This window comes from Arenibacter arenosicollis, assembly GCF_014397245.1.
GTDB classification, from domain to species: domain Bacteria; phylum Bacteroidota; class Bacteroidia; order Flavobacteriales; family Flavobacteriaceae; genus Arenibacter; species Arenibacter arenosicollis.
In genome coordinates this window covers 59,061-67,873 of sequence record NZ_JACLHY010000028.1, presented here as the reverse complement: position 1 = coordinate 67,873, position 8,813 = coordinate 59,061, and the positions used below count along the sequence as shown (strand labels likewise).

General features: G+C 37.8%; 12 protein-coding genes and 1 tRNA gene. 8 read left to right on the top strand and 5 right to left on the bottom strand.

Features of this window, described 5'->3' with window-relative positions; translation table 11 throughout:
* Positions 1-194: 194 nt before the first annotated feature.
* A tRNA-Arg gene (locus H4O18_RS19420) sits at positions 195-271 on the bottom strand.
* 85 nt (positions 272-356) lie between these two features.
* Here H4O18_RS19420 and H4O18_RS19415 point away from each other — a divergent pair.
* Positions 357-869: an adenine phosphoribosyltransferase gene (locus tag H4O18_RS19415; RefSeq protein WP_187587739.1), complete on the top strand. Its 513-nt coding sequence runs from the start codon at positions 357-359 to the stop codon at positions 867-869.
* Here H4O18_RS19415 and H4O18_RS22300 read toward each other — a convergent pair.
* Complete coding sequence (locus H4O18_RS22300; protein WP_246474463.1) at positions 866-1,018, bottom strand: SsrA-binding protein; 153 nt, start codon at positions 1,016-1,018, stop codon at positions 866-868. The two genes, H4O18_RS19415 and H4O18_RS22300, sit on opposite strands and share 4 nt — an antisense overlap.
* A 234-nt stretch (positions 1,019-1,252) precedes the next feature.
* Between H4O18_RS22300 and H4O18_RS19410 the strand changes: the two genes are divergently transcribed.
* Positions 1,253-1,672, top strand: a complete 420-nt coding sequence (locus H4O18_RS19410; protein ID WP_103440330.1) for a nucleoside-diphosphate kinase — start codon at positions 1,253-1,255, stop codon at positions 1,670-1,672.
* 70 nt (positions 1,673-1,742) lie between these two features.
* Here the strand turns inward: H4O18_RS19410 and H4O18_RS19405 are convergent, their stop codons facing one another.
* The 3 genes from H4O18_RS19405 to recF are packed head-to-tail and all read right to left on the bottom strand — an operon-like array spanning position 1,743 to position 3,539.
* The gene (locus H4O18_RS19405) at positions 1,743-2,039 is read right to left on the bottom strand and encodes a DciA family protein (protein WP_187587736.1); all 297 of its coding nucleotides are present in this window, start codon (positions 2,037-2,039) and stop codon (positions 1,743-1,745) included.
* 2 nt (positions 2,040-2,041) lie between these two features.
* A complete protein-coding gene (locus H4O18_RS19400; RefSeq protein ID WP_187587734.1) occupies positions 2,042-2,458 on the bottom strand; it encodes a lipocalin family protein in 417 nt (138 codons plus the stop codon).
* 1 nt (position 2,459) lies between these two features.
* The gene (gene recF / locus H4O18_RS19395) at positions 2,460-3,539 is read right to left on the bottom strand and encodes a DNA replication/repair protein RecF (RefSeq protein WP_187587732.1); all 1,080 of its coding nucleotides are present in this window, start codon (positions 3,537-3,539) and stop codon (positions 2,460-2,462) included.
* Positions 3,540-3,663: 124 nt separating this feature from the next.
* Between recF and H4O18_RS19390 the strand changes: the two genes are divergently transcribed.
* The 6 genes from H4O18_RS19390 (at position 3,664) to H4O18_RS19365 (ending at position 8,810) form a co-directional block, all read left to right on the top strand.
* Positions 3,664-4,428, top strand: a complete 765-nt coding sequence (locus tag H4O18_RS19390; RefSeq protein WP_187587730.1) for a tetratricopeptide repeat protein — start codon at positions 3,664-3,666, stop codon at positions 4,426-4,428.
* Between the two features lies 1 nt (position 4,429).
* Complete coding sequence (gene ribH / locus H4O18_RS19385; protein ID WP_187587728.1) at positions 4,430-4,912, top strand: 6,7-dimethyl-8-ribityllumazine synthase; 483 nt, start codon at positions 4,430-4,432, stop codon at positions 4,910-4,912.
* A gap of 135 nt (positions 4,913-5,047) precedes the next feature.
* Positions 5,048-5,338, top strand: a complete 291-nt coding sequence (locus H4O18_RS19380) for a riboflavin synthase subunit beta (protein WP_187587726.1) — start codon at positions 5,048-5,050, stop codon at positions 5,336-5,338.
* Positions 5,338-7,191 (top strand): DNA mismatch repair endonuclease MutL, encoded by a 1,854-nt coding sequence (gene mutL / locus H4O18_RS19375; protein ID WP_187587724.1) that lies wholly within the window; start codon positions 5,338-5,340, stop codon positions 7,189-7,191. Before H4O18_RS19380 ends, mutL begins: the two co-directional genes overlap by 1 nt.
* Positions 7,192-7,938 carry a rhomboid family intramembrane serine protease gene (locus H4O18_RS19370; protein ID WP_187587722.1) on the top strand — a complete coding sequence of 249 codons (747 nt, stop codon included), beginning with the start codon at positions 7,192-7,194 and terminating at the stop codon, positions 7,936-7,938.
* Positions 7,938-8,810, top strand: a complete 873-nt coding sequence (locus tag H4O18_RS19365) for a rhomboid family intramembrane serine protease (RefSeq protein ID WP_187587720.1) — start codon at positions 7,938-7,940, stop codon at positions 8,808-8,810. The genes H4O18_RS19370 and H4O18_RS19365 overlap by 1 nt, the downstream gene beginning before the upstream one ends.
* Positions 8,811-8,813 lie beyond the last annotated feature (3 nt).

Below are 8,813 nucleotides of genomic sequence, written 5' to 3'. Positions count from 1 at the left end.
CCTTTAATGCCAAAGTAAAGGCTTTTAGATCACAATTTAGGGGAGTCAGGAATACGGAATACTTCTTATATCGCTTGATTAAATTATATTCTTAAAATGGTAAAAACCCAGATTTTGGACATGATCCATTCTGAGCAAGCTCAATTTTTCCAAAAAAAAAGAACCACGTCTAAAAAAACGTGGTTTCTTGCTTGTGGTGACCTCGACTGGATTCAAACCAGTAACCTTCTGAGCCGTAATCAGATGCGCTATTCAGTTGCGCCACGAGGCCATTGTAAAAATTCATTTTTCCCGTTTAACGGGCTGCAAATATATTTCTTTTTAAATTTACCACAAAATTACAACAGCCAAAATAAATGGATTTTAAAAAATATGTGCGCGATATCCCAAATTTCCCAGAGGAAGGAATCACTTTTAAAGATATAACACCCCTATTACAGGATGCCAAGGCTTTGGCCGGAGCAGGGGACGCTTTATTTGAATTGATTGCAAATATGGAGATAGATAAGGTGGTGGGTATGGAAAGTCGCGGGTTTATCTTTGCTCCTATATTGGCTACGCACCTTAATGCTGGATTTGTTCCGGTTAGAAAACGGGGAAAATTGCCACATCAAATAATCAGCGAATCCTACGAATTGGAATACGGTACGGATGTGCTTGAAATTCACGTAGATAGTATACAAAAAGGGGAGAGGGTACTAATACATGATGATGTACTGGCCACTGGAGGAACGGCAAAAGCTGTTTGTAAGCTAATAGAAAAGTTAGGCGGAGAAGTGGTTCAATGCAATTTTTTAATGGAACTTAATTTTTTAAAGGGCAGGGAAAAATTGTCCGGTTACTCTGTTGCGTCCCTTATAAAGTATTAATCCAAGGCATTTGTAGTTACCAAGTAACGCCATCCAATAATTGCCATTTGAATTTTTGTGGCCTTCGAAAGGTCCAGCTGTTGTTTCGAATAAGATGGTAACAACAACTTATTCATTTTTGCCAAAAATTTAAAGATAGCCTTTTTCATCCTTTTCTATTATTTTTATGGGTTGTTCCTAAAATTAGTTGTCTGTCCAATTTGATATGGTTACAAATATAGTTTCTAAGTGGAAAAGAAAACGATTTTAAGGTATTGATTTATGGGAGGGTATACCGGGGAGAAGGAAATAGTTGACGATGAAATGTGGCAAATGCTACAAGATATTCCCTAAATATTGCGAGTTGTAGAATAAAACGTATTTTTGCGCAAAATTTTAAAGTAATGAGTACAAATAGAACATTTACCATGTTAAAGCCAGATGCCGTTGAGAACGGGCATATTGGTGGAATTTTGGACAAAATAACATCGGCCGGATTTAAGATCGTGGCAATGAAATACACGCAATTGAGCAAAAGGGATGCCCAAGCGTTTTATGCAATACATAAGGAGCGTCCTTTTTTTGGGGAATTGGTCGATTTTATGACCAGAGGCCCCATTGTATCCGCTATATTGGAAAAGGATAATGCCGTTGAGGATTTTCGAGCCTTGATCGGTGCAACAAATCCTGCTGACGCAGCAGAAGGTACTATTCGTAAATTGTTTGCTACTTCTATAGCCGAAAATGCAGTTCACGGTTCTGATAGCGATGAAAATGCAGCCATAGAAGGTGCTTTTCATTTTGCTGGAAGGGAAATTTTCTAAGAACCTATTTTTATATATTTAAAAACCACGCCTTTGGGCGTGGTTTTTTGTGTTAATGTATAACGGAAATTTATCTCAGAACAATTTTTGTGATAAGATTTTTACCCAATTCTTCGTTCAATAATTTTATAATTTTAGACTTGCCCAGGCTTAGCTCCTCCCTTAACACAGAGGAGGAAAGCGATACGAAAAGGGTGTCGCTCCGTAATTCTATGGCCGTAGTATAGTTATTTACGCCATTGCCCATTAAATTTATCCAAGCTTCACGTGCATTTACACGGTCCATCCCCTTTTGTAATTTATTTTCAGAAATAAATTCCTGTAAAGCTTCACCTAGGCGAAGGTTGTCATTTTTTCTCTTAGCCATTTTTACTCAATATTAATGGGTTCAAATCTTTTGTAGTGGTATTTAATGTTTTCCTCACTTAGAACTGTAAAGCTATTCTCCGATAGATTTACAATTTTTTCATGCCATTTGCTCAGGTCTGTTGCATAGTTTATGGTAAAAACACCGTCTTTCTCATAAATAGTAAACCTTTCCGCATCATTAGAAGTATCGTAGGTTCCGTTAAATTTTGGCTGTACCTTTTTTCGATATCCCTTTAGGTCATTTATTTCAATGTAGTCTATACTGGTATTAACGGTGTATTCTTTTTCGGTGCCATCCGGAAAAGAAACTTTTTCTATCTCCCAATAGCCGTTCAAATAGGGTAGATCTAGTTGGTTTACTTTGTTTTGGCAGCCAATTAGGCCAATGAGGGCAATAAAAAAATAAACATATCGCATATTACAGCTTAAATATTTTATAGGATTGGTGTATCTTCTTTACAACCTCCTCGGTTCTATCCGCATGGGTGTCACTGAGAAATATTTGTCCAAAATTATCTTCGTCTACCAAATGAATGATTTGTGCCACCCTATTTTCATCCAATTTGTCAAAAATATCATCCAAAAGTAAGAGAGGCGTAGTCCCAGCCTGTTTTTTTATAAAGTAAAACTGTGCCAATTTTAAGGCTATCAAAAATGATTTTTGTTGTCCCTGACTTCCGAATTTTTTTATGGGATGCCCGTTTATCTCAAAGTTAAGGTCGTCTTTATGCGTGCCAACACTTGTATACTGTAGCGCTTTATCTTTTTCTAGATTCCGCTCCAATAAAGTTAATAGATCATTATCCAATAACTTACTATCATATGTTAAATCTACAGGTTCCTTACCTCCTGAAATAGCGAGGTATTGTTCCTTGAATATGGGTATAAACGCTTCCAGAAATTCGGCCCTTTTGGCGAATATTCTACTACCGTATTCCTGTAATTGCTCATTGTATACCGCCAAACTTGTCTTGTCAAAAGTTTGGTTAACTGCAAAATACTTCAGGAGCGAATTTCTTTGGCTAAGGGTTTTGTTGTACTTGATCAGATTTTGCAGGTATTCCTTGTCGGATTGGGAAATGACCCCATCCATGAATTTTCGGCGTGTTTCACTACCCTCTATTATTAAATCTCGATCAGCTGGTGAAATAATAACCAAGGGCAGGAAGCCTATATGATCGGAGAATTTATCGTAGGCCTTGCCGTTGCGTTTTATAATTTTTTTCAGGCCCTTTTTAAGGCTGCAAAGAATCTTTTCCTCTCGGTCGTTTTTGTGGAATTCGCCATCAATAACGAAAAAATCCTCATCGTGTTTTATATTTTGGGTCGCCACCGGGTTAAAGTAACTTTTTCCAAAGGAAAGATGGTAAATGGCATCTAAAACGTTCGTTTTTCCAACACCATTATCACCCACGAAACAGTTGATTTTGGAGTCGAATTCAAAATTTTCGGAAGCAAAGTTTTTATAATTAATAAGTGATAATTTCTTTAGAAACATTCTGGGTCGTAAAATATTTATTTCAAATCTTCTCGGAAACTGTAAAATATCCAAAAATAACGAATAAATACCCGTTCGGTTTTGGATAAAAACTTTATTTTTGCGCGATTAATAAAATTCAAAAATGGCAACTTACAAGAAAAGAGGTTTTAAACCAAAAAATAAAGAGGAGGAGATTTTGTTGGATGAGCAGGAAAGTACAACTGCGGAGGTATTTAGTTCCTTGGATGAAGGAGCATCCAGATCGGAAGAATGGGTTTCCCAAAATCAAAATTATATTCTTGGAGTAATTGGGGTAATTGCTGTGGCCGTTTTGGGGTATCTAGCCTACTTTCAGTTTGTAGAAAAGCCTAAGGAAGCAAGTGCTGCAAACGAGATGTTATATCCTCAGCAGTATTTTGATCAAGCATTGTCGGCAACTGCCGAAAAGGATTCCTTGTTTACGCTTGCCTTGAACGGGGCGGAAGGTAAATATGGTTTTTTGGATATTATAGAAGAGTACAATGGCACTACGGCTGCCAATTTGGCGAAATATTCAGCGGGTATGGCTTTTTTGAATATGCAGAAGTACGATGAGGCCATTAAGTATTTAGAAGGATTTTCTTCCGATGATTTAATCTTGGGGGCCTTGGCAAAAGGTGGTTTGGGCGATGCTTTTCTTCAATTAAACCAGCCTAGTGATGCTTTGGGATACTATGAGCAGGCTTTTGCCCATAGCGCCAATGACTTTACGACTCCGAAATTTTTATATAAAGCTGGTGTTACCGCTTTGGAATTGAAGGAAAATAATAAAGCACTAAAATATTTCCAAAGAATAAAGGATGAATATCCAAGCTCTGATGAAGCTAGGACTATAGATGCATTTATAGGTAAGGCAAAAAATAAATAGTATGGCTACGGCTAATAAAAATTTATCGGCTTACGATAAGACAACAATCCCAAACGCGAAAGATTTTCGGTTTGGGATTGTTGTTTCAGAGTGGAATGAAAAAATTACCGAAGGACTTTACGATGGGGCTTTGGAGGCTCTTTTGGATTGTGGTGCTAAGCATGAGAATATTATACGCTGGAATGTTCCAGGGAGTTTTGAGCTTACTTTTGGTGCCAAAAAAATGATCGAAACCAAGAAAGTCGATGCAGTTATCGCCATTGGAAGTGTAATCCAAGGGGAGACCAAGCATTTCGATTTTGTTTGTAGTGCCACGGCCCAAGGAATAATGGATCTCAACGTGAGAACGGAAGTACCCGTTATTTTTTGTGTCCTTACGGACAATAATATGCAACAGGCCATAGATCGCAGTGGCGGTAAACATGGTAATAAAGGGGCTGAGGCAGCCATAGCAGCCATTAAGATGGTAAGCCTAGGAGAGTAGTCTTTATAATTTATCTTTCTTTATTATTTGGCGTTGCATGCCCAATAGGTGTTTCTGCCGTAATTGTTAACATTTTTTGGCAAGGGATATAAGGCATATTTTTTGATTTTAAGTAACTTTGAAACAATAAGGATTATGGGAAAGTTTTCAAAATTACGTAAAAACAAAAAGTTCGGTTATACACCTCGATACTTCGATGATAAGGGTGAAGGAAGTCCGTTTAAAATAGAGCATAAATTGGACAAATTTAGACCTACCATGGACGGTCGTTCCGGTTTTAAAGGTAAGTTCAGTAGGGCTATGGACGATTTAAAACAATCTGGTAGCCGAAATCAAAAAATTAGGACCCTAATAATTATTGCTATCCTTATTCTTATTTTTCTATACATTATAGATTTCGATCTATCCATCTTTATACCGCAATAATGGCAGATATTATTAAGCTTTTGCCAGACCATGTTGCCAATCAAATTGCCGCAGGGGAAGTAGTTCAACGACCCGCTTCAGTGGTGAAGGAACTAATGGAAAATGCCATAGATGCTGGGGCATCCACTATAAAATTAGTGGTAAAGGAGGGAGGAAAAACACTTATCCAAGTAATTGATGATGGGGTGGGTATGAGCGTTACAGATGCGCGACTAAGTTTTGAACGTCACGCCACATCCAAGATTCAAAAAGCGGAGGACCTATTTCAGTTAAATACCAAGGGATTTAGAGGGGAGGCCTTAGCTTCCATTGCTGCTATTGCCCATGTGGAAATGCAGACAAGGACGGAGGAAGATGAAGTGGCAACGCATATAAAAATTGAGGGAAGCAAGATTATTTCCCAAGAAGTGGCGGTGGCACCCAAGGGGACATCCATGATGGTGAAGAATTTATTCTTTAATATTCCTGCAAGACGAAACTTTCTTAAATCGAACCATGTAGAATTACGGCATATAATGGACGAATTTCAAAGAGTGGCCTTGGCGCATTCTTCGATCAGTTTTCATTTTTATAACAACGGAAGTGAACTATTCAATTTGCCTTCCACGAACAGCAGACAGCGTATTGTAAATATTTTTGGGACCAAAACCAATGAAAAATTGGTGCCGGTGAAGGAAGATACTCAAGTAGTAAAAATAAGTGGCTATATCAGCAAACCCGAATTTGCGAAGAAGAGTAGGGGAGAACAGTTCTTTTTTGTAAATAATAGGTTTATAAAAAGCCCGTACCTTCATCATGCCATATTAGGGGCATTTGATGGACTAATAAAAAAGGAAAATCATCCGGGCTATTTCTTGTATTTGACTGTTGATCCAGGCTCTATAGATATTAATATTCATCCCACGAAAACGGAAATCAAGTTTGATGATGAGCATACCCTGTATGCCATTTTAAGGTCAACCGTAAAACATAGTTTAGGGCAATTCAATGTAATGCCTTCTTTGGATTTTGAACAGGACCAAAATTTGGAAACTCCATATAACTACAAGAATAAATCGGCGGAGTTGCCCAAAGTTATCGTCGATGCCGGCTTTAACCCCTTTAAGGAGGATTCTGGTACAGGGTCTGCCCAAAGGCCAAGTTTTCAGAAGCCGAGTACCAAAGGTTGGGAAAGTTTATATGTGGGTATGGAATCCAACATAGGTAAAAACTCGGGTTTTAGTAGTGTAAGCTTCGAATCCGATACTATTACAGGTTCTATTTTTGATAATAGAAAAGAGACCATTGATACAGGTGCAACCACATTTCAGTTAAGGCGTAAATATATTGTGACCACTATAAAATCGGGAATGGTGGTTATAGATCAAAGTAGGGCACATCAACGGGTGCTATATGAAAAATTTTTAAAGAACATTACCATAAAGGAGGCGGTGAGCCAGCAACTGTTATTTCCGTTATCTTTGACATTTTCAAAATCCGATTGCGCAATTATTGAAGAAATTCAAGATAGCCTAACGACAGTGGGATTTGTGTTTGACAGTATTGAAGGGGAAGAGGTGAAGATCACAGGAGTTCCATTGTCCGTACCTGAAAGTGAGGTAGGAATTATTTTGGATCAATTGATATCGGATTATCAACAGGATTTTGTTGTTGATGGCTTTTCGCAGACCGATATACTGTCTAAGACATTGGCCAAATCCCTATCAGTAAAAACAGGAGAGGTATTGGATAGCGATTCCCAGTTGGCCTTGGTAAACGATTTGTTTGCATGTAAGGAATCTGGGGTTAGTCCTTTTAATAAACCGATATTCGTCACTATTAGTGAGGATGAAATTGATAAAAAATTTATATAAATGGGTAGGATTACGGACGCAGTAAAGCATTTGATTATAATTAATGTGCTGTTTTTTGTGGCAACACAATTATACGGAGATCAAATGTACCAGTGGTTTTCACTTTGGTTTCCGAAAAATGAAAATTTCGAATTTTGGCAGATGATATCCCATATGTTCATGCATGGTGGGTTTATGCATATTTTATTCAATATGTATGCGCTTTGGGCTTTTGGCTCGCCATTGGAGCGAATGTGGGGAAGGAATAAATTTTTCTTTTTTTATTTTTCGGCAGGAATCGGGGCAGCCTTGATACATACAGGAGTGAACTACTATTATTTTAATCAAGGGTTGGACGCTCTAGTAAGTTCAGGAATTCCCAAAGAACAGATATTGGAAATTATTTCAGGAGGAAAATATAGTCCTAGTTGGTACGATGTGGCCTCCAAGAGTACCATTGATAATTTTTTGGGAGCTTTTAATACTCCAGCAGTTGGGGCCTCGGGTGCTATCTATGGTGTTTTAGTGGCCTTTGGAATGTCATATCCCAACAGTGAACTCTTTTTAATGTTTATTCCCGTGCCGGTTAAGGCCAAATATTTTATTCCAGTCTTAATTGGATTGGATTTATTTTCAGGGGTAACGGGATATTCCATTTTCGGCAATGGCATAGCTCATTTTGCCCATGTCGGTGGCGCGTTATTTGGGTTTATTATGATGTGGTATTGGAAAAAAAATGAGTTTAACAACAATCGCTGGGATAGATAATGGGCAATCAAAATATTAGATATTATTACAACAGGTTAAATATTGCCGAAAGGCTAATAGTCATTAATGTGGCGGTATTTATCCTCAGTGGATTGCTAAAGATACTATTTGGATTTTCTGGGGATAGTATTATTCGTTGGTTTGAACTTCCAAAGGATTTTTTTCATTTTCTTACCCAGCCGTGGTCAATAGTTACCTATTCTTTTTTTCATTCGGGCTTGGGCCATATCTTTTGGAATATGTTGATGCTGTATTTTGCAGGTAGAATATTTCTAAACCTTTTCGATAGTAGAAGGTTTCTCAATGTATATTTCTTAGGGGTTATATTAGGGGGATTAATATTTTTATTGAGCTATAATATATTCCCGGCATTATTGGGTATAAATACAGCTTTGATCGGGGCTTCTGCCGGGGTGACCGCTGTGCTAATTTTTATTTGTTCCTATTTGCCCAACCAAGAAGTCCGCATTATATTTTTTAATGTAAAACTTTGGCATATAGGGGTCTTTGTGGTTTTGTTGGATCTTATTCAAATCTCAATTGGAGGCAATGTAGGAGGGCGACTTGCACATTTAGGTGGTGCCGCCTTGGGTTATTTTTATGCACGCCAACTTATAAAAGGTCACGATATTGGTAGCGGTTTTGCCAAGTTTTTGGATGCCATGGCCAACTTGTTTAAGCGAGGTGAGAAAAAAGCGCCTTTAAAAACGGTATATAGAAAAGAAAATAGAGGAAAAGGAACTACGGAAAATTATGATAAAGAAAGTCGCCAGCGTAAAATAGATGCTATCTTGGATAAGATTAGCAAGTCTGGTTACGAAAGTCTTTCCAAAGCAGAAAAGGATTTTTTATTTAAGGCAGGAAAAGAATAGAAA